Origin of the sequence: Azospirillum sp. TSO5 (assembly GCF_003116065.1) — a bacterium.
In the GTDB taxonomy this organism is placed as follows: Bacteria; Pseudomonadota; Alphaproteobacteria; order Azospirillales; family Azospirillaceae; genus Azospirillum.
The window spans coordinates 1-20884 of the sequence record NZ_LGQY01000020.1; the positions used below are offsets into that span (position 1 = coordinate 1).

The 20884-nt window shown below is 63.0% G+C and carries 44 protein-coding genes; 20 read left to right on the forward strand and 24 right to left on the reverse strand.

All coding sequences use genetic code 11. The features are described from left to right. The 20 genes from TSO5_RS05610 to TSO5_RS05700 form a co-directional block, all read right to left on the reverse strand. The coding region (locus TSO5_RS05610; protein ID WP_158282372.1) for a DUF3850 domain-containing protein at positions 1–305 on the reverse strand (305 nt) is incomplete at its 3' end. After that, a complete protein-coding gene (locus TSO5_RS32625) occupies positions 298–675 on the reverse strand; it encodes a hypothetical protein (RefSeq protein WP_109150661.1) in 378 nt (125 codons plus the stop codon). The genes TSO5_RS05610 and TSO5_RS32625, both read right to left, overlap by 8 nt. Beyond that, complete coding sequence (locus TSO5_RS05620) at positions 665–859, reverse strand: hypothetical protein (RefSeq protein WP_109150662.1); 195 nt, start codon at positions 857–859, stop codon at positions 665–667. Before TSO5_RS05620 ends, TSO5_RS32625 begins: the two co-directional genes overlap by 11 nt. Continuing rightward, positions 849–1586 carry a hypothetical protein gene (locus tag TSO5_RS05625; protein ID WP_146203688.1) on the reverse strand — a complete coding sequence of 246 codons (738 nt, stop codon included), beginning with the start codon at positions 1584–1586 and terminating at the stop codon, positions 849–851. Before TSO5_RS05625 ends, TSO5_RS05620 begins: the two co-directional genes overlap by 11 nt. Beyond that, positions 1583–1834: a hypothetical protein gene (locus tag TSO5_RS05630; protein ID WP_109150664.1), complete on the reverse strand. Its 252-nt coding sequence runs from the start codon at positions 1832–1834 to the stop codon at positions 1583–1585. The genes TSO5_RS05625 and TSO5_RS05630 overlap by 4 nt, the downstream gene beginning before the upstream one ends. Continuing rightward, a complete protein-coding gene (locus TSO5_RS05635; protein ID WP_109150665.1) occupies positions 1834–2637 on the reverse strand; it encodes a hypothetical protein in 804 nt (267 codons plus the stop codon). Before TSO5_RS05635 ends, TSO5_RS05630 begins: the two co-directional genes overlap by 1 nt. Positions 2638–2645: 8 nt before the next feature. Next, positions 2646–3455, reverse strand: a complete 810-nt coding sequence (locus TSO5_RS05640; RefSeq protein ID WP_109150666.1) for a hypothetical protein — start codon at positions 3453–3455, stop codon at positions 2646–2648. A gap of 46 nt (positions 3456–3501) precedes the next feature. Next, positions 3502–4026: a hypothetical protein gene (locus TSO5_RS05645; protein ID WP_146203689.1), complete on the reverse strand. Its 525-nt coding sequence runs from the start codon at positions 4024–4026 to the stop codon at positions 3502–3504. Continuing rightward, positions 4023–4205: a hypothetical protein gene (locus tag TSO5_RS05650; protein WP_109150668.1), complete on the reverse strand. Its 183-nt coding sequence runs from the start codon at positions 4203–4205 to the stop codon at positions 4023–4025. The genes TSO5_RS05645 and TSO5_RS05650 overlap by 4 nt, the downstream gene beginning before the upstream one ends. Continuing rightward, positions 4202–4657, reverse strand: a complete 456-nt coding sequence (locus TSO5_RS05655) for a hypothetical protein (RefSeq protein ID WP_109150669.1) — start codon at positions 4655–4657, stop codon at positions 4202–4204. The genes TSO5_RS05650 and TSO5_RS05655 overlap by 4 nt, the downstream gene beginning before the upstream one ends. Before the next feature lie 3 nt (positions 4658–4660). After that, the gene (locus tag TSO5_RS05660) at positions 4661–5401 is read right to left on the reverse strand and encodes a hypothetical protein (RefSeq protein ID WP_109150670.1); all 741 of its coding nucleotides are present in this window, start codon (positions 5399–5401) and stop codon (positions 4661–4663) included. Positions 5402–5403: 2 nt separating this feature from the next. Further along, positions 5404–5583 carry a hypothetical protein gene (locus TSO5_RS05665; protein WP_109150671.1) on the reverse strand — a complete coding sequence of 60 codons (180 nt, stop codon included), beginning with the start codon at positions 5581–5583 and terminating at the stop codon, positions 5404–5406. 3 nt (positions 5584–5586) lie between these two features. Next, positions 5587–6102 (reverse strand): siphovirus Gp157 family protein, encoded by a 516-nt coding sequence (locus tag TSO5_RS05670; protein ID WP_109150672.1) that lies wholly within the window; start codon positions 6100–6102, stop codon positions 5587–5589. After that, positions 6099–6305, reverse strand: coding sequence for a hypothetical protein (locus TSO5_RS05675; RefSeq protein WP_109150673.1), 207 nt, complete (start codon positions 6303–6305; stop codon positions 6099–6101). Before TSO5_RS05675 ends, TSO5_RS05670 begins: the two co-directional genes overlap by 4 nt. Further along, positions 6305–6610, reverse strand: coding sequence for a hypothetical protein (locus tag TSO5_RS05680; protein ID WP_109150674.1), 306 nt, complete (start codon positions 6608–6610; stop codon positions 6305–6307). The genes TSO5_RS05675 and TSO5_RS05680 overlap by 1 nt, the downstream gene beginning before the upstream one ends. Positions 6611–6621: 11 nt before the next feature. Then, complete coding sequence (locus TSO5_RS05685) at positions 6622–6939, reverse strand: hypothetical protein (RefSeq protein ID WP_109150675.1); 318 nt, start codon at positions 6937–6939, stop codon at positions 6622–6624. 243 nt (positions 6940–7182) lie between these two features. After that, positions 7183–7482, reverse strand: coding sequence for a hypothetical protein (locus TSO5_RS05690; RefSeq protein ID WP_109150676.1), 300 nt, complete (start codon positions 7480–7482; stop codon positions 7183–7185). A gap of 84 nt (positions 7483–7566) precedes the next feature. Next, complete coding sequence (locus tag TSO5_RS05695; RefSeq protein WP_109150677.1) at positions 7567–7800, reverse strand: hypothetical protein; 234 nt, start codon at positions 7798–7800, stop codon at positions 7567–7569. Between the two features lie 103 nt (positions 7801–7903). Beyond that, a complete protein-coding gene (locus tag TSO5_RS32630; protein ID WP_158282373.1) occupies positions 7904–8047 on the reverse strand; it encodes a hypothetical protein in 144 nt (47 codons plus the stop codon). A 44-nt stretch (positions 8048–8091) separates the two neighbouring features. Beyond that, the gene (locus TSO5_RS05700; RefSeq protein WP_109150678.1) at positions 8092–8310 is read right to left on the reverse strand and encodes a hypothetical protein; all 219 of its coding nucleotides are present in this window, start codon (positions 8308–8310) and stop codon (positions 8092–8094) included. A 179-nt stretch (positions 8311–8489) separates the two neighbouring features. Between TSO5_RS05700 and TSO5_RS05705 the strand changes: the two genes are divergently transcribed. Together TSO5_RS05705 and TSO5_RS32115 are read left to right on the forward strand one after the other, a co-directional pair. Continuing rightward, positions 8490–9044 carry a hypothetical protein gene (locus tag TSO5_RS05705; RefSeq protein ID WP_109150679.1) on the forward strand — a complete coding sequence of 185 codons (555 nt, stop codon included), beginning with the start codon at positions 8490–8492 and terminating at the stop codon, positions 9042–9044. Between the two features lie 348 nt (positions 9045–9392). Continuing rightward, positions 9393–9572 (forward strand): hypothetical protein, encoded by a 180-nt coding sequence (locus TSO5_RS32115; protein WP_146203690.1) that lies wholly within the window; start codon positions 9393–9395, stop codon positions 9570–9572. A 170-nt stretch (positions 9573–9742) separates the two neighbouring features. Here the strand turns inward: TSO5_RS32115 and TSO5_RS33230 are convergent, their stop codons facing one another. Further along, entirely contained in the window at positions 9743–10333 is a 591-nt protein-coding gene (locus tag TSO5_RS33230) for a helix-turn-helix transcriptional regulator (RefSeq protein ID WP_247870604.1), read from the reverse strand. A 68-nt stretch (positions 10334–10401) separates the two neighbouring features. Between TSO5_RS33230 and TSO5_RS05720 the strand changes: the two genes are divergently transcribed. From TSO5_RS05720 to TSO5_RS05735, 4 genes are all read left to right on the forward strand, one after another. Then, the gene (locus TSO5_RS05720; protein ID WP_109150681.1) at positions 10402–11214 is read left to right on the forward strand and encodes a KilA-N domain-containing protein; all 813 of its coding nucleotides are present in this window, start codon (positions 10402–10404) and stop codon (positions 11212–11214) included. 24 nt (positions 11215–11238) lie between these two features. Continuing rightward, positions 11239–11565 (forward strand): Gp49 family protein, encoded by a 327-nt coding sequence (locus TSO5_RS05725; protein ID WP_247870605.1) that lies wholly within the window; start codon positions 11239–11241, stop codon positions 11563–11565. A 75-nt stretch (positions 11566–11640) separates the two neighbouring features. Next, positions 11641–11823: a hypothetical protein gene (locus tag TSO5_RS05730; protein WP_109150682.1), complete on the forward strand. Its 183-nt coding sequence runs from the start codon at positions 11641–11643 to the stop codon at positions 11821–11823. Positions 11824–11826: 3 nt separating this feature from the next. Beyond that, the gene (locus TSO5_RS05735) at positions 11827–12132 is read left to right on the forward strand and encodes a hypothetical protein (RefSeq protein WP_109150683.1); all 306 of its coding nucleotides are present in this window, start codon (positions 11827–11829) and stop codon (positions 12130–12132) included. A gap of 97 nt (positions 12133–12229) precedes the next feature. Here TSO5_RS05735 and TSO5_RS05740 read toward each other — a convergent pair whose 3' ends face one another. Both TSO5_RS05740 and TSO5_RS05745 read right to left on the reverse strand, forming a co-directional pair. Next, positions 12230–12559, reverse strand: a complete 330-nt coding sequence (locus tag TSO5_RS05740; protein WP_109150684.1) for a hypothetical protein — start codon at positions 12557–12559, stop codon at positions 12230–12232. Between the two features lie 3 nt (positions 12560–12562). Further along, positions 12563–12748, reverse strand: coding sequence for a hypothetical protein (locus TSO5_RS05745; protein ID WP_109150685.1), 186 nt, complete (start codon positions 12746–12748; stop codon positions 12563–12565). Positions 12749–12801: 53 nt separating this feature from the next. Between TSO5_RS05745 and TSO5_RS05750 the strand changes: the two genes are divergently transcribed. The 10 genes from TSO5_RS05750 (at position 12802) to TSO5_RS05790 (ending at position 16755) form a co-directional block, all read left to right on the forward strand. After that, entirely contained in the window at positions 12802–13173 is a 372-nt protein-coding gene (locus TSO5_RS05750; protein WP_109150686.1) for a hypothetical protein, read from the forward strand. A 135-nt stretch (positions 13174–13308) separates the two neighbouring features. Next, positions 13309–13593, forward strand: a complete 285-nt coding sequence (locus tag TSO5_RS05755; protein WP_109150687.1) for a hypothetical protein — start codon at positions 13309–13311, stop codon at positions 13591–13593. Continuing rightward, positions 13590–13940 carry a hypothetical protein gene (locus tag TSO5_RS05760; RefSeq protein WP_109150688.1) on the forward strand — a complete coding sequence of 117 codons (351 nt, stop codon included), beginning with the start codon at positions 13590–13592 and terminating at the stop codon, positions 13938–13940. The genes TSO5_RS05755 and TSO5_RS05760 overlap by 4 nt, the downstream gene beginning before the upstream one ends. Position 13941: 1 nt before the next feature. After that, a complete protein-coding gene (locus TSO5_RS05765) occupies positions 13942–14412 on the forward strand; it encodes a hypothetical protein (RefSeq protein ID WP_109150689.1) in 471 nt (156 codons plus the stop codon). Between the two features lies 1 nt (position 14413). After that, positions 14414–14602, forward strand: coding sequence for a hypothetical protein (locus tag TSO5_RS05770; RefSeq protein ID WP_109150690.1), 189 nt, complete (start codon positions 14414–14416; stop codon positions 14600–14602). Continuing rightward, positions 14599–15027 (forward strand): DUF1064 domain-containing protein, encoded by a 429-nt coding sequence (locus TSO5_RS05775; RefSeq protein WP_109150691.1) that lies wholly within the window; start codon positions 14599–14601, stop codon positions 15025–15027. Before TSO5_RS05770 ends, TSO5_RS05775 begins: the two co-directional genes overlap by 4 nt. Then, positions 15024–15509, forward strand: coding sequence for a GapR family DNA-binding domain-containing protein (locus tag TSO5_RS05780; protein WP_109150692.1), 486 nt, complete (start codon positions 15024–15026; stop codon positions 15507–15509). The genes TSO5_RS05775 and TSO5_RS05780 overlap by 4 nt, the downstream gene beginning before the upstream one ends. Next, positions 15506–15694 (forward strand): hypothetical protein, encoded by a 189-nt coding sequence (locus TSO5_RS05785; RefSeq protein WP_109150693.1) that lies wholly within the window; start codon positions 15506–15508, stop codon positions 15692–15694. The genes TSO5_RS05780 and TSO5_RS05785 overlap by 4 nt, the downstream gene beginning before the upstream one ends. After that, entirely contained in the window at positions 15691–16116 is a 426-nt protein-coding gene (locus TSO5_RS32120) for a hypothetical protein (RefSeq protein WP_146203691.1), read from the forward strand. Before TSO5_RS05785 ends, TSO5_RS32120 begins: the two co-directional genes overlap by 4 nt. A gap of 3 nt (positions 16117–16119) precedes the next feature. Then, positions 16120–16755, forward strand: a complete 636-nt coding sequence (locus TSO5_RS05790; protein WP_109150694.1) for a hypothetical protein — start codon at positions 16120–16122, stop codon at positions 16753–16755. Between the two features lie 70 nt (positions 16756–16825). Here TSO5_RS05790 and TSO5_RS05795 read toward each other — a convergent pair whose 3' ends face one another. Then, positions 16826–17029, reverse strand: coding sequence for a hypothetical protein (locus TSO5_RS05795; protein WP_109150695.1), 204 nt, complete (start codon positions 17027–17029; stop codon positions 16826–16828). 110 nt (positions 17030–17139) lie between these two features. Here TSO5_RS05795 and TSO5_RS05800 point away from each other — a divergent pair, with 110 nt between their 5' ends. The 4 genes from TSO5_RS05800 (at position 17140) to TSO5_RS05815 (ending at position 20739) form a co-directional block, all read left to right on the forward strand. Beyond that, positions 17140–17328 carry a hypothetical protein gene (locus TSO5_RS05800; protein WP_146203692.1) on the forward strand — a complete coding sequence of 63 codons (189 nt, stop codon included), beginning with the start codon at positions 17140–17142 and terminating at the stop codon, positions 17326–17328. Positions 17329–17499: 171 nt separating this feature from the next. Next, positions 17500–18372 carry a DUF1376 domain-containing protein gene (locus TSO5_RS05805; RefSeq protein ID WP_109150697.1) on the forward strand — a complete coding sequence of 291 codons (873 nt, stop codon included), beginning with the start codon at positions 17500–17502 and terminating at the stop codon, positions 18370–18372. A 183-nt stretch (positions 18373–18555) separates the two neighbouring features. Next, a complete protein-coding gene (locus TSO5_RS05810) occupies positions 18556–20052 on the forward strand; it encodes a bifunctional DNA primase/helicase (RefSeq protein WP_109150698.1) in 1497 nt (498 codons plus the stop codon). A gap of 57 nt (positions 20053–20109) precedes the next feature. Further along, positions 20110–20739, forward strand: a complete 630-nt coding sequence (locus tag TSO5_RS05815; protein WP_109150699.1) for a hypothetical protein — start codon at positions 20110–20112, stop codon at positions 20737–20739. The last annotated feature ends 145 nt before the right edge of the window (positions 20740–20884 follow it).

Sequence of the window (20884 nt, forward strand, 5' to 3'; positions counted from 1 at the left end):
TTCTCCCCCCCCCCGCCGGTCTGGCCGGCGGCCTCAGGAACCACGTTGAGCGTTGACAGCACGTCCACCGACAGGACGACTAGACCTTCCGGCAGCCCATAGTCGCGCTGGATGTGCGTGATCTGAGCGCAGCATTGCCGGCCGCTGTAGGTCTGCGTCTGCCGGTCAAACTCGCAGAGGAACAGCTTGTCGCCGACCTGAAAGCCGCGGTCATCCCGGCGGACTTCGGCGCGCTTGCGTCCGGACACGATGTCGCTGAACGGCGTTGGGTCGGCCTTCAGTTCGTGGAGGCGGGTATCAGCCATTGGCGGCCTCCAGAACAGCGATGAGAAGCGCGAGAGCGGCGGTTGAGCCGCGATGGCAATCGCCCGAGCACACCATATCGGCGGGGTCTCGACCCTCATTGATCGACGGGTGGAAGGCGTTGCCATAGGCGGCGAGAGTGTCGTGGTCGCGGGCGCCGACGAAACCCCAACCCTCCGGCACCAGCGCAGCTACGACGCCAAGCAGGACGGCGCGTGGAGCGCGTCCGGACAGAACGGCAACGATGATGCCGAGCAGCGCGAGCGCGGTATCCCCGTCTGTGATGAATTGGTAAATGGCATCCCGGATCACTGCGCACTCTTCGTCGCGCGTCTCAGCGGATCGGGCGCGGGTGATGAGGTCAGCGGTCATGATCGGTCTCCTTCAGCATCAGCGCCGCCTCGCGCATGGCCGGTTGCGCGGCGCTGATGCGCTTGCGGACGGCCTGAACGGCGTCTCGGTGGGACTGGTCGTTGCGCGTGTAGAGGATTACTCGGTTGATGTCGTTCAGGGCGTCCAGCATGGCGCGGGCGGTGCCGATCAGGTCAGCGGCCATTGACGTCCTCCTTCGTCTGCAGGGCTGCGACCAAGACTTCCTTGGCAGCTCGCGCGTGCGCCTCAACCTCTTCCGCCCGCGCCTTCACATCGCAATTCGGGTCGGCATGCCATTTGGCGATGTGGCGAGCTCGGTAGATGGCGCAATTCAACTGACCCATGGCGTTGGTATGCGCCTCCCGCAGCGCCCTCTCCCGCTCCTGCGATGCGGCCAACTCGCCACGCACGCGCTCCAGTGTGCATTCGGTGGCGCCGGCATCTTCCGCCAGACGGTGGCATTCGGCATTGGCGCCCTGCCAGTCGGCTATCGCCTCGTCCCGCTCTGCCGTCATTGCGGCCAGGGAGGCTTCTGCGGTGGTGGCGCGGGCCTCCATCGCCGCATAGTCGGACTGCCATTCGGCCTTGATGCGCTCCACGTCGTAGGGCTTGCCGTCCATCACGAACGCGGCGTCGAAGGCGGCTTTGAACTCCAGCACGGTCGGCATGTGGTCCGGATCGGCGAAGAGCCCGGCCATGGCCTGGATGCCGTCCCACACGCGCTTGGTGGTTGGCTCGTCGGCCATGACGCGGAGCCGCTCGATCTCCGCCCGCTGGGCCTCGGAGTGCTGTCGGATCGCGGCGGCGATGTCCTTCTCGCCGCACAGGCGCATTCCGCTTTCGTGTGACCATCCAACTCGGGCCGCCAGTTCTTCGGGCGTCGGCGTCGCGGCGGTGGGGGTGGCGGTCATTGGGCGGGCTCCTGGGGCTTGCCGTCAGCTTCCCACTCGGCCTTCCAAGCAGCCCGGCAGGAGGCATGGTCCTCGCGGTATGCGGTCTCGTTGTCGTAGGCGGCCACGTCATAGAAGCCGGGGCGGCCGGCGATGGGGCGAAGCTTGATGGCGCCTGCGATCAGCTTCTCGCCGTCACAGTCGTAATCGACTTGAAAGCTCCACCCGAGTGCTTCCATGCGCTCCTTGATGCTTGCTGGCTCAGCCATCACCGGCCCTCCCCTGAGCGGAGGAAATCCTGCGCCTGCTTGAGCACGGTGTAGCTGTCGGTGCCGGGCTGCTGCGCCTCGTCATCCATCTCGAACAGCGCGGTCATCTCTTCGAGGATGCGCCGGCACTCGGCCGTCTCGGTCGTGTCCTGCGCGGGCTGGGCACCAAACACCATGTCCTTGACCGCAAAGGCCCGAACTTCGCCCTTGTCCAAGTCGGTCGCCTCCATCAGCCATTGCGGATCGGGGTGCCATTCCGTGGAGCCGAAGAAAGTCCGGATCGGCTGGACGCGGCGACGGGCGTATTCGCCGCGCCAGTTCGTGTAGCCGAATTCCAGGGGCGGCGCGCCGTCCTGCGCGGGCTGTGCGCCGGGAGCGGCGGCATAGAGCGGCGTGACGCGCCATGCGGGCTTGCCCTCGTGCATCGCCTCGGCCCGGCGTTCCGCGTGCTCCCGAACCTGGGTAAAGAGAGGCTTGTCGTCCGGGAGGATCAGGTCTTCGCACATCCATGCGACGGGCTGCGCTGCGGACGGGGCGGCAGGCGCCGGAGACGGGGCGGCCAGAGCGGCCGCCAGTTGCAAGCGCATCCGCTCGATGGCGCAGCGCTCCATCATCTCAGGATGGCTGCTCCCCACCCAAAGCTTGTGCGCGCTGTCTCCGACCGGCTTTGTCAAATCACGAACGACATGCGTAACCTGTCCGTTGATCTCATATGTGAAGCCCTGGATGCGGTCAGGCTTTCCCGCTTCGATGGCCGCTCGGCACATGTCGTCGGAAATCGTGGTCGTGGTGGTTTCGGTCATGGCGGGCCTCAGGCGGAGGGGGTGGCGGAAGCGATGGCCGCGAGTTCGGCCTTTGCCTCATCAAGGACCTTCTGTGCGTCCGTCAGCCGCTTCTGCGCCGCGGCGCGCTTGTCGTTCTCCAACTGCTCAAGGTACCAATTGGGGATCGGCAGCCCGGCTGCCCGACACCGCGTCACAGGGAGTTCTGGGTTCCAAGGCATGCGCTGCCTTTTTGTCGTCCAGAAGCGCTTCCATTCCGTCGCGAGTGCGGCCGTCCCTTCTTCTTCCGACAGGCATGGGACGGCGGCGTGGCCTTCTCCGCCGATGCGGTAGACCCATGGGGTGCTGCCGGCAGACCTGTCGAGGGTGACCTTCAGTTCATCGGCGGGGGCAAAGCCCCCGCCGAATTGCTTCTTGAAGGCAGCGTTGGCCGGGCGGAGGGAAGGGCCGGCGTCGCTGTCCAGCATCACGAAGTGCGTGACCTTTCCAGCAAGCCACGCCGCCACGATTTCAGCGGGCCGGCAGGCGGCGATTGCCTTGGCCGTCGCCACCCTCTGGCGCTCAAGCGTCAGAGCTTCCTGCCGAGCAGCGGAAAGGCGCTCATCAATCTCAGAGAGTTCGCCGCGCCGCTCAGCGACCCGCGCATCCAGCACTTCGACCGGAGCCTTTTTGAAGACGGCTCCGACGACGGTGATCCGGTCGGACACCCACGGTTCGCCGTCGCTTTCGTAGACATGGCGCACGGCATGCTGCCCTCCGTCGAGGGCGCCGGCATACTGGCAGAGGCTGCCGTCTGCCAAATACACTTCATCACCAATCTTCATGGTCTTGTCGGTCATGCTCATTGTCCTCTATCAGCGTCCAGCCATAGGCGGCGCGGTGGGTTCAGGCGGCCGGGCTGACGGGTTCCTGCTTCCATGCCCAATAGGCGCGGGACAGGCGGTCAAAGCGTTCGGCTGCGTCGTGGTCGGTGTTCAGTTCGCGCTTGCTGCCGATACGGCACAGGGCCTTTAGGGCACTGTCTGCGAGATCGGCCGGCGCGGCGTCGAATGTCGGAGAGACGTAGGCTGGGAAGCGCTCGCGGAGAAAGTCGATGAACAGCTTGTCCTGGCACAGCATGGCCGCCCTCTGGCTGAACGGCAGTTCCGTCCATTTGCGGCGGTCAGGCTCGGCAGGGGTGGCGGCCTGCGGCTCCGGTTCGGTGGCAGGCGGGGCGGGGTTGGTGAACGGGGCGCTTTTCAGCCGGGCGATTGCCACCCAAACTTCCCGGTCAGGCCGTGGCAGGCCTCCAAGAAGCTCCAAGGCCTCGTCCGCTCGCTCCAAGGGCAACTCTATCACAAACTGAGCGACCTTGCGAGTTTTCACCAGCTTGAAGTCTGAAAATGTTCCCGCAGTTACTGCATCAGTCACTTTGTCACCTCTTCGACAAAGCTCAGGCGGTAAATGCGCGCATCGTATCCCTTCGGGACATTCCCGCGTCGGACACGGAGTTTCGCTTCATCCTTAGCGTCGGCAAAAGCGTCGAATACCCTTGGGTCTTCCCACAGAAAGCCGTTTTGGTCCTCAATCAGCAGGGCAAAGTTGCTCATCGGTCATTCTCCGGCATAGCGGCGCGGGCATTCAGCGTCCTGCGGGCGCGCTCGCCACCACGGCACCAAGCCCGGTAGCGATGTCGCAGCCACTTCATGACGATGTTCTCAGCGATCCAGACAGCGTGCCCGCGCGGGTCGTTGTCGAAATCCGAATGGCAGGTGTGGCAGAGGTCCAGCGTGAGATCGTCGGAAGCCTTCAACCCCATGCCGGCGCTTTGCTCGATGCTGACGTGGGCAGCGACGACGGCACCGTTCCAAAGCTGACCGCAGCACTCGCAAGCGCGCCCGTTGGAACTGTCCAGATAGGCGCGGTCCCTGATGCGCTCCGGCTCGCCAAAGGCAAGGGCGGACTTGTCGATCCTCCCCGGCTTGCGGCCTCCCTTCGGAAAGGGAAGCGCGCTTGTGTCGATGCCGGAGGACTGGCGCTTGGCGGTGGTGCGGGGGAGCATGGCCTACTCCGCCGCTACCGAAGGCGTCAGCGATTGCCGGCGGCTTTCCACGCCAGCCTTAAGCGCCTCGTAGGTGTCGGGATCGTCCGTGCCGATCTGCTTCAGCGTGGGGCCGCAGTTCTTGACGAATGCGTTCAGCGCATCGACGGACGGAGCCAGACCGATCCGGCGGCGGAACTCTGCAGCCCACGACTTGGCGTCCTTGGCGGAGAAGGCGCCAGTGTCGAAGGGCTTGGGGCCGCTGTTGCGCTTCTCATCCTCTTCCCGTTCGTTCAGGTCGCGATATTTGCTGTCGTCGAACAGCCCCATGTAGACATCGGCGGCAAGCCCGATGGACAGAAGCGCTTTCCCAAGCGCGTCGGTCATCGCCATCTTGGGCGCTTCGTCATTCGGAAACGTGTTCTGCCCCCGCTTGAGCGTCAGCACATCCCCGCCCCACTGCGGGCCGGTCCAGCGGGCGTTGCTTGGGGCGCCGTTGACCGCAGGCCATGCCGGCGCTTCCCCGGCGGGGACGTACCAGACGCGCACGCAGACGAACACCAGACCGTCGGTGAAGTGAATGCCGACCTGCTCCCATCCCCAGCCCTGCCCGACAGGGCCGAACACCTGCGTCATCCGCTCGATGCGCCAGCAAGGGTCGATCTGGGTTCCACGAAACCCGCCGGTCTTCTGGAAAGGCTTGGTCGCCTTCCTGTCGATGACGCGGAGGGTGTCCCACAGGGCGGTGTTGGCGGTGTCGGTCATGGTCAGGCGTCCTTCGGCTGGTTGCATTTTGCCTCCGGGTCCTTGCGACCGAGGCCATATTTGCATTCGTCGCAGGTCAGTTCTGAGCCATATTCGCAGTCGTAATCCCTGCCGTTTGGGGTGTCGATCATGTAGCCACGGCACTTCGGGTGTCTGCCATTGGTTGGCGTCGGGCCGAACATTGCTCAACTCCTCCGGATCGTGATGGAAGTTCCGCCGTTGCTCATCACGGCGAACGGGAAGCTGTATCCGTCATTCAGCGCGTCCTTCAGCATGGTCTTGTCCACCTCGGACTTGACCTTGGCGAAGCCGGCTTCGATGGCGGCGGCTTCGTCGGTGACGATGACGGAGGCAGGGCGGTTGCCGACCGAGACAGTCGCTTCCGGAAGGCTCAGCTTTTTCATGCCGGCGGCTTCCATCGCAGCGAGGATGGCGCCGCGCATGGTGTCGGCGCTTTCCTCCAGCCGCTTCTTGCGGGCCTGCCGCGCCTTGATTTGCTCAGCGACGGCAGCGGCGGCAGTCTCGTATTCCTCGATCTGCGCCAGCACGGCGGAAATGGCGCGGTCCAGGTCGCATTCGCCTTCCAGCGTATCAGCGAGCGCCTGTGCATCTTCCGCCAGTGCCGGGAAGCGGCGCATCAGCTCGTCACGCAGGATGGAGGCGTTGCGCGTCTCGTGGCGCAGGTTGTTCATCGCATTCATCGGAAGCTCATCGGCTCTGAGTTGTTGAAAATCCCGACGACATCACTGCCGGCGTCGATGAGGCAGGCGTCCACCCATTCCAAGCCGTCCACCTTGGCGCCGATCAGGTCGCGGGTTATGGCATGAGCTCGGGAGATGAGGCGGTGGAGTTCGGCGATCTGTTCGCGGTTCTCCGGATCGGCGGCGCGGGCGTTGAAGGCCATTATGCGGCCTCCTCTTCACGGTAGCGTTCGTTGCAGGATGAGCACGTCTCGCCAAGCAGGTGACAGGTGCAGTCGTCATGGTGAACGATGGGGCAGGATGCAGCGCTGATGCCGTTCAGCCGTGAGCGAAGCCGATCCAAGGCGTCCAAGGCGTTGCGGTTGATGGCGACGCGGTGCCGGATCGTGTGCCATTCAGCATCCCGCGCGTCGATTGATGGGAACCGGCCGTAGGATGCTTCCAAGCCGGCTTCCGCTGCCCGCAGCCCGTCGTTCAGGGCGTCGCGGATGATTGCTAGATCGTCCATGGCATGCGCTCCTATTCGGCAGCGATTGCGGGGATGGTGGCGTGCTCATCGACGTAGCGGTCCAGCTCATCCAGGGCATTGGCGAGGCTGCCGTTCTGGTAGCTGCCGTCAGCGCAAGCCGTGACGCACTTTGGAAAGGCGTACTGGTCGGGCTTGTACCAATGGTGGATGGAGGCATCGACCGCTCCGTTCTTGTGAACCTCGTAGGCAAGGCGGAAGTACCCGTCGATGCCAATCGCGTCGCCCATCCTCTTGGCAGCGGCGGCCATGCGCTCAAACACTTCGATGGCGGGCATCTCGGGCTGGCGGATCGGAGAAATCATGTTCATGGCGTGCCTCACAGGCTAAGGATGAGGATGCCGCCCCAAAGGATGACGGCGCAGACAGCGGAGACGGTGACGCGCACAGCGAGAAAGCCGGCGGCGTCGTGATCGGTGGGGGAGGGGCGGAAGTTCATGGCGTCACTTCCACAGCCAGTCAGCGAGGTGGCGGCCCGACTGAATGCCGAACCCGACAAAGACTAGGCATACAAAGACGCCTACAGCGTCCCAGAAGCTGAAGTTCGCCATGGCTCAGCGCTCCCAGCGTGCGGAGGCGATGGCCTGCAGCGCGATGTTGGCCGCGGCAATGGCCTTGGCGTCGGCGCTGTCGTTGCAGGTTTCGGCGATCTTCTCCAGCGCCTCCAGCAGGGAAGGGGCGGCTTCTCCCCGGTTCATCAACTCCGCGATGGTCTGTGCGCCTTCCTCACCAACAATCCTGTCAGCAACGGCGCAGCGAAACCCAAGCGTGATGGACGTGCCGGTATCGGTTTTCTCTTCAATGGGCCGCTTGTGAATGTTGCGGCCTTCTGCGTAGTAGAGGGGCTTGGTCATCTGTCACTCTCCAATCAGCTTGCCGAAGCAGCCGCGTTAGCTGCTTGGGGAAGCCGGCCCTGACTGGCAGGGCCGCGGTGGGGGTCAGGCTGACCGCTTGGCGAGTTGGCGCAGGCGGCGGGCAGCTTCGCGCTTGCCGGCATGGCGGCGCGGCTCCGGGGCGGGCTCCGGCGCGATGATGGAAATGCGTTCCGGCCGCGGCTCAATCGGCTCGGCACGCTTGAGGGTGATGACCTCTTCGCCGCGCCGTTCCTGCTCCAGCATCAGCAGCGAAGCCATCGCGGCAATCCCAAGGCCGGAAATGTGGTTGAAACGCATTGTGTTGTTCCTTCGGGGAAAAGGTGGCCGCCGGAGTTGTTAGGCCGGCGGCCTAGTGCACCAGGGAGGGCCGGGGATGACGCCCCACCGGCGGGCGATGGGGTCAGACCGGGGCGTAGCGCGGCATGTGCTTGCGGGGGCGCTGATGGGCGTCGTGGTCGCGGCTGGACCGGGCTTGCGCATTCACGATCTCGTTGTGGATCGCGCGGACGGTGGCGTTCAGCTGCTTCTTCCAGTAACGGCTCATGGCTGTCGGTATCCTTGTGTGTTTGTGTGGGTGTGGGGAGAGGGTCAGGCGGCGCGGGCGGCGTAGATCGCGGCGATTTCAGCCTGGATGGCAGGCGCTTCCATTTCGGTGGCAAGGCAGCGGTACTGGTTCTCCAGGGCGTCCCAGCTATCACCGCGCGCCCGGCGGATCGTGACGCCGTAGTTGTGGGCCTTGATCTCGGCTGGCAGGCCATCGCGGTTGCGGTAAATCCACTCAATGGCGGCGCGTTCGGTGGCGGTCATTTGCGGTCCCCGGTGTGGCGCGGTGCGCTGTGTTCCGATGACCAGAAGCTACAACTTCCGTTGTGGATCGTCAACAACAAAAAGTGTGAAGCCGCGAAAAAGTGGGGGTGGCATACTAGGTTGCGCTCAGCTGCCATGGCTCGCGCTTCTGGATGGAGAACTAGATGAGATGCGCTTGGATGGTTGGGCTGCTTGCGATTGCCTTATCCGGCTGCGCAGGCGCGCCACCCGCTTATCAGGCGACTAGGTATTGTGCGGCTAAAGACGGCTTTGCATTCGAAACACGGTCGGCAAGCTGCGCCCCGCTGGCGCAAGAGGTTGCATTCAGTGAGTATCGAGCGCTGAAGGATAAATGGGAGAAGCGGACTAGCGAGCCGTCGAGCGTTGCAGTCAAGCCCTCAGCCCCTGTCGGTTGGGCCGCCAAGAAGGTGCCGGTCACCGCTGCGCTCCAGGCCGCGGCGGAGGAAGCGGTTAGGAAGGACCTGAAAGACCCTGAGTCTGCCCGGTTCCGGCCGCCATTTATGGCATTCAGAGATGAGAGCGGAGACATCGCCGTCTGTGGCTATGCCAACGCCAAGAACTCCTACGGTGGATATGTCGGCTTTGAGCCGTTCAGGGCGTTCATCGGTGAGCGGAAGAACGGCTACTTCGCAGCTGGGGCAGTGTTCGGCGGCGGCAGGTATCCGCAGACATTCTACGAACTGCACCCCATGTGCGATGCGCGGAACTGGTGATAACGAGACGCTGCGTCATCCCGCCGCACCCAACTTGTCACAAATGCGACAAGTTTTGTGACGTAACTATATCCGATGAAACCCGCATAAACCATAGCGTTTCGCTTGGCTGCATACCCACTTATGCGTGCAATGTTACTGCCTTAAAATGCGGCAGTCCGTGCATTCGTAGGCAAAAAGCGGTAGTGTTGCCGCCGTTGCGCCAGACGGCGTGACGGCGGGGCTACCGCCTCCTACAGCGGGCGCCCCCTTAGCTACTAGTCCTTGCTGGCCGCTAGGACATTCGACCGTCATGCACCCCGCCACAGTCGCGCGCTGCATACGGAGATATGTCATTTGGTGGAGCTTATGACCAGTATGCTGTTTTCCCCATCGCGGCATTCACGCCCGGTTTACCACAGCGCCCGCGCCGTCATATCAGCCCGTGATGCCGATCTGCTGCGCCACCCATGCCGCGCCTCCGTCATCGACCTGGAGCGATTATTGGACAAGCTGGAGGGGTCGCACGCGCCGCGCGACGGGTTTTGAGAAACTTCCGGATGGCGCGCTTGAGATTGCATTCACGTTTTGTTCTAATCGGTTCCGACAAATGGTGAGGTGCGCTTTGGGCCAGTCTGAGCGTGGTTATATGTTGGATGAGATTGCCGCTGAGATTGACGGCGCCCCCGATGACATGAGGGCGAGCCTGTGGGGTGTCGTTAGGCTTCTTGCCCCGGCGCTTTCTTCGCCCGGCGGACGGCATCAAGGATCATCTGCAGGTTCTCGTCGGGAACGCCCTTAAGCTCTTCCTCAATGCGCTCCCGGCTGGCTACGGGCTTCTTGTCTGGGGACAGACCCTTTAGCCAGTTCGGGCTTACATTCAGCGCGTCGGCAATCTCGACGATGAATTTGGGATTGAGGGTAAGCCCGCTCTCGATCTTCCCAATCGTCTGCTGCTTTTTCCCAATGCGGTCAGCAAGCTCGGCCTGACTTAGGCCGGCTTCCAACCGAGCTGCGCGAACGCGATCTGCAAGGGTATCCATAGCCAGCATGATACAACGCCCGTTGTGAAGTGGCCCGACACTTTTTGGTGTTGACGGCGTAACAACGAAAGTTGTAACGTTCTGGGCATGGAACACACCGCCAATCCCATCGCCCGAGCCATTGCCATCGTTGGCAGTCAGTGCGCCATGGCTTCCGCCGTTGGCACGACCCAACAGAATGTCAGCCGCATGATGCGGAACGGCCGGGCCAGCCCGAAATTCGCGCCGCGCATTGAGCGCGCGACCGGCGGGCAGATCACACGTCATGAGCTTTGCCCTGATGTTGATTGGGGAGATGACGTCAATGCCACCCACTCCCACCATGGAGCCACCGCATGACCGACCTGATCCATCCCACTGGCGAAGTCATCCATGTTCGCGGCGAGATGCTGAGCCTGACGGACATGTGGCGCGCCGCCGGCTGCCCGACTGACCGCCGCCCCGGCGATTGGCTGGACTCTGCCGATGCAAAGCGCTTCGTCAGTTTCCTTGCCGACACGCTGAACCTGGGGATTACCCACGACGGCGAAAAGGTGGAAAATTCCCACCTTTTGCGCATTGCCAAGGGTCGTAACGGCGGTACCTCTGCGCATTGGCAGATCGGCCTTGCCTACGCGAAATACATCTCGCCTGAGTTCCACATGTGGGCGAATAGCGTTGTCCGTGAGCGCATGGAGGGCAAACCCACGGTCGCTGACGAACTCACCCGCCGCATCGACGGCATCGCCCGCACGACGGTCCACAAGGTCACTGCCATTGAGAAGGTGGTTACGCTGATGGCGTCCGCCCTCGAAGAGCGCGACCGTGAGATTGCCGAACTGACGGACATCGTGAAGGGGCTGGTGAAGTGCGCTGACGGTCGCTTCGCTGCTGTCGATGCCGTCCCGGCCCTTCAGGTCGCCGTTGACGCCAAGGTCCCCAAGTCCGGCCGCCGTCCCATCGTCAAGGCCATCAGCGACAGCCTGTCCCGCCACAGCGCGGAGCGTGGACACGTCGTCCGCCGTGACGCTCGCAACACCAAGCTCTTCACCGTTCATGCGGTGAACGAATGGCGCCTGTCCGGCGGCGATCACCTGATCCGCAAGCTGGCGGCTGACAGCAAGCCCATCGGCGGGCTGTTCGCCATCGACGGCGGCAAGTCCGCCTAACCTTCCCAACCAAGGAGAGACTGAGTGAACGACCACCCCACGAAGACTGCCATCATGTCCGAAGCCGCCATCAATGCCGCTCTTGAAGCGACGCCCGGTGAGCGTGTGACGCTGGAGTACATGCAGAGCCGAATTGTCTCGAAGGACTTCACCGTCCTGCCGGACAGCACGGTCACCATCTGCAACATCACCTTGGACAACGGCTATTCTGTGCGCGGCGAAAGCGCATGCGTCGATCCGGCCAACTTCAACCGCGAGATCGGCCAGCACTACGCCGAGAAGCAGGCCATCGACAAGCTGTGGCCGCTGTTCGGCTTCCTTCTCGCTGAGAAGCGTTTCCGGTCCGCCTGATCCCACAAACACCACGGGCTGCCCCCGATCCCCATCAGTTGGCAGCCCGCAGTTAATCACTGAATGAGGCGTACTATGACCCAACATACCACGCTGGTCAAATCCTACCCCTATCCGGACTGCGCCGTCACTGACGCAGACGGCTGGCGCTCCTACCTCACCCGTGGTGACCGCTTCCACCTTTTCGCGGTCTGCGCTACGGCTGTCGGTGTCTACGTCGCCGTGCTGGCTCTGGTCCTCTCGATGAAGGGGGCGTGAACGATGCGCCAGATCACCATCGAAGAGGCTGAAAGCGTCGCCGGAAAGAGGCTGGACCGACGCCGGAAGTACGCCACCACGGATGACGGGAAGCCCGACGACTGCACCGGCCATCTGCTGTTCTCGCTTGGCAGTTGGACGGAGACATGCACCGGCTGTTTTGAGAGCGAGGACGGCTATCCGATTGGCGCATATGCGCACGACCCGAAACACGGATGCTACGTCGGGGATGGCTGCCCGGAGTGTGGATACACCGGCAAGCGCCGCATGGTCATGTGGCTCCCCCACATCGAGCCGGTGGAGGGCTAAGCCATGCGCATGGGCACTGCAGTCCTCATCCTTGGCGCCGTCTGCATGGCAATCGCACTGGCCGTTGGCGTCGTTGAGGCTCACCTGATCCCCCGTCTCATTGCGGGAGGGCGCTGACATGCCCTCCCATAGCCAATTCCTCAAGCTGGCGCGCCCATGTGACCATCTCATCGGCGGCGCCACGAAGCTCCTCATCGGCTGCGGCAAGTCGGAGCATCATTGCGTAGTTCAGCAAATCTACCGGCTTCGTGAACGGCAAGGTCGGCTCTCCCGTGTCTCTTTGGTGACGAAGCTCTATGCACAGAGCGGTAGCCATAAAGCGACAGTGCCAGTAGCTGCCTTCGGCATGCTTCGCCGCGTCTTTTCGGTAATCAGCGGCACGGGCAAGGCCGTTCGGCGGGCAACGGCGGAACGCTGCTACGGCCATGGCTCAGCGCTTTCCGAAGGTATCGACCACAGCGATTGCCAGTCCTTCGGCTTCCGGCTTGCGATTGGTGATGCTGCCCAGCACGGCCAGCGTGTTCAGCACTGCGGACAGCAGGCGGGCGGCGTCATCACCCTTCGGCGGCGTGATGTTGAGCCCGCTCAGTCCCTTGGCGTCGCTCGGGTTTTCCATGGTTCCGTCTCCATTCAGTCTGTGTACGGACATTTTCGCGCGGGAGGGCAGCAATGAACATCATGCCCACCGGGAACATCTTCCCGACCGCCGGGAAGGCTTTGCGGCCTTCCAAGCCGAAGCTCAGAGACGCTATCGCGCACGGCCTGCACGCTGCCCTGAACGCGACGTTTGCGCCGTTCCTTGGCGGCTCAAAGGCGCTGTCTGCCGCCGCGGAGCGGGACGCCAAGACCTCCTACAACTGGCTTCACGGCAAGACCGTGATGAGCGCCGTTGACTTCCTGATGGTGGCTTTCCGCTGCCCGAAGTTCCGTGCCGAAGTCCGCAAGATGATTGCCAAGGTCGAAGGGCGGGCCGGTGCGGTGCGCAGCAAGTTCAGCAGCATGCGACTGCGGTTCCGCCGTCGGAAGGCGGTGGCGCCATGAACCAAACACCAATCGCTGGTCCGCCCCCGTCAGGTGCCAGCGACGGCGGGGAGGCGCCGGCAAGTGAACTCCCCGCCACCCCATCCCAGCGCCGAGACGACGCGCTCCTTATCGAGACAAGCTCCGGATACCGCCATGACGACCTCTAACAACTTCATTTACGCCGCCCCGGATCGCACCGAGCGTGACGCCGCCATGCGTCGAGACGCTCTGGCGCTGAAGTCCATCGTTGATGACGCCATCGCTGCCGGGCGCGCCACCATCCGCACGATTAGTCCGGTCGATGTCGAGAACTATGACCGCCTGATCGCTGGCATCCGCTTCGCCGAAGACAGCGCCCGCAGCAAGCGCGGCCACATCGGTGCCAAGCGTCCGGCTAACCGCAAGGCCCTGGCCTGGAAGAATGGGGTGTCGGCATGAGCAAGATCATCCCCGCCAACATCAAGTTCACCGACGACCAACTCCGCGCATGGTGCGCCGCCGGCATGACCGACCGTGAAATCTGCGCCGTCGCCAAAGTCAATCCGTCTACCGTTAGCTGCCGGCGCCGCGCCCTTGGCATCGCCATCAAGTCGCAGCGCATCGACCCGGACATGGAGCCCGGCGTCGAGAGCGCCGACCGCTTTCTGAAGGCGTTCGCGCGCCGCTCCAGCCGCCTTGCTCTGCCGGAGAACTCCAAGGCTGCCGAGATTGCCAACAGCTTCGGCCGCCTGTCTCCCGCCGTTCCGGCCATGTCCGCGGCATCCAGCCTGTGCATGGAGGCGTGACATGAACTCCAAGCAGCGAGAAGCCATCGTCCGTGACCTTCACGCCAAAGGGATGACCGACGTCGAAATGTCCATAGAGAGCGGCATGCCGACGGCGACCATCTGGCACATCCGCCGCAGGATTGGCCTTGCATCTAACAGCGCTAGTCCGGTTGGCATCCCATCCCGCACCTCGAATGACGACATCCGCGCATGGATGGAAGAGGGGCTGTCGCGCGCTCAGATGGCGGAACGCAGCGGTCTCGCGGTATCCACGATCAAGGGGCGCTTGCTGGAAATTCGGCAGGCCAATGGCGCCATCCCGAGGACCAAGAAGGGCTCTGATCAGACGCAGCGGTTCCTCTCCGCCTTCCGCCCTGGCTCCTACGCCCCTCCGACGCATTCCCGCATGGCGGAGACCAGCAACCGCGACGGGCGGATCATCGGCCTTCCTGTGGCGATCTGCACCGCCTCCAGCCTGTACGGAGCCTGACATGGCGACGCTGGATACCCGCACCCTTGCTCCCCGTCTCGCTGCGATGCGGCTTAACCGGGAGATCGCCCAAGAGCTTGGCGTCACTGAGGATGACGTTCGTGCCAAGCTGATCGACCTGTGCGTCCAGTACGGTCTTTCCAACAAGCGCGACCTGTGCCGCCTCGCCAAGCGGGGCGCGCTGCAATGAGCCGCTCCGCCCGCGCCATACCTCTGTCCTGCCTCGGTCCTGACGCCCTGCGCCAGATCGACAACGTGCTCTTTGCTGAGCGCGCACAGAAGGAACTGCGGGCGGAGAAGAAGGCCAACAAGTACGGCGCCAAGCGGACGAAAGTTGACGGCATCTGGTTTGACAGTGCCGCCGAAGCCCGTCGCTGGCCCGTCCTGAAACTCGAAGAACGCGCCGGCCTGATCACCAGACTGGAGCGCCAAGTACCCTATGAACTCGTCGTCAACAACCAACCCATCTGCAAATGGATTGCCGACTTTCGCTATGTCCGAGACGGGGAAACCGTCGTGGAGGACTGCAAAGGCGCAAGGACGCGCGACTTCATCATCAAGTCGAAACTGATGAAGGCGCTGTACGGCATCCGCATCCTGGAGACAAAAGCATGAGCAACACGACCAACGCCCGCCTTGGCGCCTACGCCGACCGCCTGGAGCGCATCAAGACCGAGATCAAGGGCCTGCAGGACGACCTGAAAGACCTGAAGGCCGAGATGAAGGGCGAAGGCATCAACCAAGACGCCGTGGACAAGCTGGTCGCCATCCGCATGAAGGACAAGAGCAAGGCGGACAAGCAGATCGAACTCTTCCAAGACATGCTGCTGTACGCACCGCACGTCGGCGTGACCATGGACTTGGTGGAGCCGAACCCCGCCGATCCGACGCCGCTGGAAACCGCCATCGCCGCCGCGCCTCTGTCGCTCGAAGAGATGGCGGAGAAGGTGATTGAAGCCGCCCGCGCTGGAGACCCGCGCGCCCTGTCGGTGATCGCCGCAGCGAAGGTCAGCCCCGATGCCATGGCTGGCGTTGCTGGCGTGATGGCCGGTCAGCCCGGATACTTCGGCACCTTCGCCGTTGGGGGCGCGGCATGACCCCGCTGGAAGCCATCGTGACCTACGCCAAGCCCCATGGTGCGGGCTATGCCGCCGATCTTCGCCGCGGCTACGACGCTGCCGCTCAGTACCCGCTGCTGACCCGCGCTTGGTGGTCGGCTCACCCGATCAACGGCATCAAGGCGCCCGTCGTGTGGCCGCCGGTACAGGGAGATGCGCAATGACAGCCTGCAAAGAAAACCCGTTCCTGCCCGAGAACTGGAGCAAGCCGTTGGGCCGTCATTCCCGTCGCGCACTGACTTCGGACGAACTTGACCGCACCGTAGAGATTTATCGCCAGAAAGGCGCGTCCAAGGCGGCTGAAGAGATCGGCATCGGCATTCATGGAGTATATCACAGACTTCGACGTGCAGGCGCAGAGAGGGATGGCCTGCGCCGGAAGGCTTCCAAAGCAAATGAGCGGGCAAAGGTGATTGCCTCTGAAGTTGATTTGCAAATGGCAGCTTTGCACGACGCGGGCAAATCACTCAGAGAGATAAGCAGACAATTCGGCGTTTCATTCCAGCGCGTTCATCAACGCGTCTCCCGCGCCAAGTCTTGCTCTTTGGAGACAACCGCCGACATCCGCCACTATCCGGAGGCTTGAGCCATGGGAAAGATGCTGTCCTATCGCCTGAAGCCCGTCGCGCCGCGCAAGAAGCAGTTCAGCGAAAAGCGCCTCGATCTGGTGTTGAAGACATCCATTCGGAAGAACGTCGATCCTGACCGTCTTGGCGCCGTCGAATGCACCATCGCCGGCAACATGATGCGGAGCATGATGCACTGGCTTCTGGCGCATCCGCGCTGTTTCGGAGAACTGCTGTCGCTGGCGCAGGAGACGATGCCGGTCTTTGAGGCGTCCGTCCGTGAACCTCTGGTCGGCCGGTTCCCGCTGAACGTCGCCGAAGTGCTGGTCAACATCTCCGCCGACGCCTGCGTCTTGGTGAAGATGAAGTGCATCGACGACGACATCGACCCGGACCTGTTCGCCTACACCATGTACTTTTGGCTCAAGGAGCTTCTGGAGCGCGGCCCGGAACGCGGCGGCCTGTATTTCCATGACGACGGCTCGTTCAACAAGGCGTGGTCCCGGATCGCTGACCATCTGGCGCAGGATCAGGACAAGCTGAACGGAGCCGCGAAGTCCTGCCAGAAGCGCGCCCGGCGGTTTCTGGAGGCTTTCCAGTCCTACGGCTTCTTCGTGGACCCGGCCGCCGCAGCCCATCCTCTCCGGGAGGCCGCGTGATGTCCACACACAGCGACAGCCCCAAATACAGCTACCCCCGCTCGGAGGGGCGGGGGAGCGGTTCGGTCGGTCACTGCTTCTGTGTGGCTGGCTCGTCTCGCCAGTTGTCCAGCGCGAAGTCCAGCAGCGCCAGGATGGCGTCGTTCCGGTTCTCGAACCTCTTGTCGAAACGGAAGCGGTTCACCCGCTCCAGAAGCTCGGGCGACATGATGAGGGTGGTTCGGAACGGCTTGGCGTCGGTCATGACCGGCAGCGTATGCGGCGCGAGCATCATCGTCAAGAAACTCCTGTTGATTAGCGTATTCACTGTGAATATAATACGCTGACTGAAGACGATATTCAATGAGCGCGGCGTCTGGCTGCATGCTTTTCCGAGGTGCCACGATGAGGACCGTTCCCAAGCGCCCCGCCACCGCCCGCCGGTTCGTCGGCCCGCGCACGGTTCAGCAGTTGATTAACGGGGTGAGCATGGATCTTGACGGCATGTCGCCTCACCCGACTGCGGCAGAGGTTCAGGGCGTCATTGACCGGCTGGCCGCGATCCGCGACCGCATTCTGTCGGAGGCGCCGTGATGCCTTCCGCTATCGATTGGTCTCCACGCACTCGGACGGTTGCCGCCATTCTCCGTGGCGCCCGTCCCTCCGTGCAGAAACTCACCATCGCCAAACTGCGGCAGAGCGGCGTCATCCACGCCGACGAAGAAATCTTCCTCTACGCGCGTCTTTGCCTGAAAGGGGCGTGACATGACCGAACAAATCGACCTGCGCCACATCCCGTACATGCCGCTGGTGATCGACCGTCTCCGCCGCTCCAAGGCGTGGCTCCAGTGCAAGCGGCGTCCTGACTTGGCGTTCTACATGATGAACCTCTGGATGCACTCCTGGCACGAGGTGCCGGCCGGCAGCATCGAGGCCGATGACGACGTGCTGGCCGATGCCGCCATGTGCTCGCCTGAACGGTGGGACGAGATCAAGGGCGCAGTGCTGCGCGGATGGGAGCAGGGAGAGGATGGGCGCCTCTATCACCACGTCGTGGTGGAGCTTGCCGACGAGGCTGTTGGCAAGATGCGCAGCAGCCGGGCGCGGACCAAGAAAGCGCGCGAAACCCTTGAAGCCAAACGCAAATCTGAACAGTCGCACGACGGTGACGATGATGGTGACGGTTCTGTCACTGAGTCTGTGACAGACGCTGTGACAGAGACTGTTACAGGCGACGAAGGGAAGGGAAGGGAAGGGAAGACTTCCGGTATTACGGTTCCTAACGGAACCTCCATACCGGGCGCTGATGCGCCGGACGGTGATCTGTTCGCTGGCGCCATCGACCAACGAGACCCGCCGAAGGTCATCTCCATCGATCCAGTCAAGGCGCTCTTTGACCGCGGCGTCGAAATCCTGGGACAGGCTGACGTTCCCGAGAAGGCGGCGCGGCAGATGATCGGGCAGCTTCGGAAGGCGAAAGGCGACCGTGAGGCCATGGCGATCATCACGGACGCGGCCCGGGCGACGCTGCCAGTCGATTACATCCAAGGCGCCATCAACCATGGCAGGCCGGATAGGCGCTCCAACCGCTACGGGCGCGACCAACACGGCATGCTGACCACTGGCGCGGCGATATGAACGAAGACCTTCTCCGGGCAGAAGGTATCAAGCTCCGCAATACCAGTCCCGGGAACCACAAAACCGTTTGTCCGAAGTGCAGCGCGAACCGGCGGAACAAGTCGGACCCGTGCCTCTCGGTCAAGATCGAAGCAACTGGAATAACGTGGCACTGCCACCACTGCGGCGACAAGGGTCACAGAGATGTTGACGACAAAGGCGATAGAACTCCTCGAAAGCCGCCACATCGATCCGGAACTGGCGGCAAGGCTTGGTCTGAGCAGCTTCACCGATCAAGGTGGTGGTGAAGGCATTCAGTTCCCGTACATCGTTGGCGCTGAGACGGTGAACAACAAGTACCGGACCCTGGACAAGCGGTTCCGGCAGGACAAGGACGCGGTTAAGGCGTTCTTCAACTTCAACGTCATCTGCGACCCGACGCTTGCCGACCAGCCGCTCATCATCACGGAAGGCGAGTTTGACGCCATAGCGGCGATCCAGGCCGGCTTTCCCCGGGTGGTGTCGGTTCCGGACGGTGCGCCCAAGGAAGAGATCGGCGACGCTGAGACGACGAAGTACGCCTATCTGGACCACGCCAAGGCCGCGTTGAAGGACGTGCGCGAGATCGTGCTCGCCACGGACGGCGACGGCCCGGGTACGGCCCTGATGAACGATCTGGCGCTGCGTCTCGGCAAGGCCCGGTGCAAGTGGGTCCGCTACCCGAAGAAGCGCGGCACCGATGACCGGCTGAAAGACCTGAACGACGTTCTGATCCACTACGGCGACAAGGGTGTGCGCGCGGTCATCGACGGGGCGCAGTGGTGCAAGGTCGATGGCATTTACCGCATGTCGGAGCTGCCGCCCTACCACAAGGCCGAACCCGTCTCGACCGGCTTCCCGTTTCTGGAGGGACATTACCGCGTCCGCCGCGGTGACTTCTGCGTCATCACGGGCGTTCCGAACTTCGGCAAGTCCACGTTCGTCAACGACCTGTGCTGCCGGCTGGCGGAGAAACAGGGGTGGGTCATCGCCATGGCGTCATTCGAGCAGCATCCGCAGGCAGACCATCGCCGGGCGCTGCGGGAATGGTACTGCGCCCGGCCCGAGCGGGAATGCCTGCCAGAGGAGATCAAGAGCGCCGACGCTTGGATTGACCGGCATTTCGTGTTCATCGTGCCGAGCGATGACGATCTGGCGAACCTGCAATGGACGCTGGACAAGTGCGCCGCCGCCGTCATCCGGAATGGCGCGTCCGTCGTCGTCATCGACCCGTGGAACGAACTCGACCACGACCGCCCGTCCGACATGAGCCTGACCGAATACACCGGCAAGGCGATCAAGGAGTTTAAGCGGCTGGCGCGGTCCCTGGACATCCACGTCATCGTCGTGGCCCACCCCACGAAGCTGAGCAACCCGGGAGGTGAGACGCCGTGCCCGGGGCTCTACGACATCAGCGACAGCGCGCATTGGGCCAACAAGCCTGACGTCGGCATCGTGATCCACAAGCGAGACCCGGCGCACACGGCGGCCATGTGCAAGATCGTGAAGTCCCGATACCACGAAGAGATTGGGCGCCCCGGGACGGTCTGGATGGAATACGACCGCCGGTCCCGCCGCTTCAACCCGGGTGAAGACCCGTCCCAATTCGAGCAATTCGAGGAGCGCATGCAAAAACGTGGCTCCAAGCGCGCGTCCAAGTGACCGCCCTTTCCTCCTGGGAGAAGACCCAACCATGACAACCTATGGAGACCGGGCGCCGTGATTTACCTGAGCGGAGCAATTCGCCCCGAACTCGTCGGGCTCCGGCCTGACCTGGGCGTCATGATGCAGCCGGGTATGGGCAACAAGCCGGATTTCCGGAAGACCAAGCGCGGCTGCGACAATGGGTGTTTCGCCAAGCCGGAGAAGTTCGTGCTGGACGAATATCTCGCGTGGCTCGCCCGCGATGCTGACACTGCCGACCAATGCCTGTTCGCGACTGCGCCTGACGTGGTTGGTGATGCAGTGGCTACGTGGCAGCGCAGCGCTCCGGTCTTCCAGCAAATCCGCGAACTTGGATATCAGGCCGCGCTTGTCGCCCAAGACGGCATTGAGCATACGCAAATCGAGTGGGAAGCCTTCGATGTCCTTTTCCTCGGCGGCACGACCGCATGGAAACTGTCCCACGCCGCCAAAGACCTGACGGCCGAAGCCAAGCGCCGTGGGAAGTGGGTCCACATGGGCCGCGTCAACAGCCTTGTCCGCCTTCGGACAGCTGGGATGTGGGGCTGCGACAGCGCAGACGGAACCTTCCTTGCCTTCGGCCCAGACAAGAACATTCCGCGCCTTATGGCGTGGCTTGACCAAATGCGTCGTGAGCCAGTCTTAAACTTTGGAGCCGCAGCATGAAAACGTACACGGTAAATGTTCCATTCACCGGAGTAATAACCCTCTACATTTCGGCGGATAGCCCATATGAAGCTGTCGCGATAGCAAAGAAAGCAAGTATCAGTTTTTCTGTAATTTCTGATTATCATTCGGACGGTCGTGGACC